We start from the raw sequence: 260 nt of genomic DNA, 5'->3' as shown, positions 1-260 counted from the left end.
GTGGTGCCCGTGGACTGGTTCGCGATCATCTTCAACCCATCCTTTCCCTATCGCTTGGCGCATATGGCGGTGGCTGCTTTCCTTGCCACGGCCTTCTTCGTCGGCGCTTCGGCAGCCTGGCATCTGCTACGCGGTAAGGACACTCCGGCGATTCGCAAAATGCTATCGATGGCCATGTGGATGGCCCTGCTCGTGGCCCCAGTGCAGGCGGTTATCGGCGATTTTCATGGCTTGAATACACTGGAATACCAGCCTGCGAA

The 260-nt window shown here is 58.5% G+C and carries 1 protein-coding gene; it reads left to right on the top strand.

The window, feature by feature from the left end; all coding sequences use genetic code 11:
• Positions 1 to 260: cytochrome ubiquinol oxidase subunit I (locus AAEZ09_RS28630; protein ID WP_350601718.1), on the top strand; the 260-nt coding region annotated here is incomplete at both ends.

It is taken from the genome of Pseudomonas sp. 65/3-MNA-CIBAN-0223 (assembly GCF_040310425.1).
In the GTDB taxonomy this organism is placed as follows: domain Bacteria; phylum Pseudomonadota; class Gammaproteobacteria; order Pseudomonadales; family Pseudomonadaceae; genus Aquipseudomonas; species Aquipseudomonas gregormendelii.
This window is presented reverse-complemented; position numbering and strand designations above follow the sequence as displayed.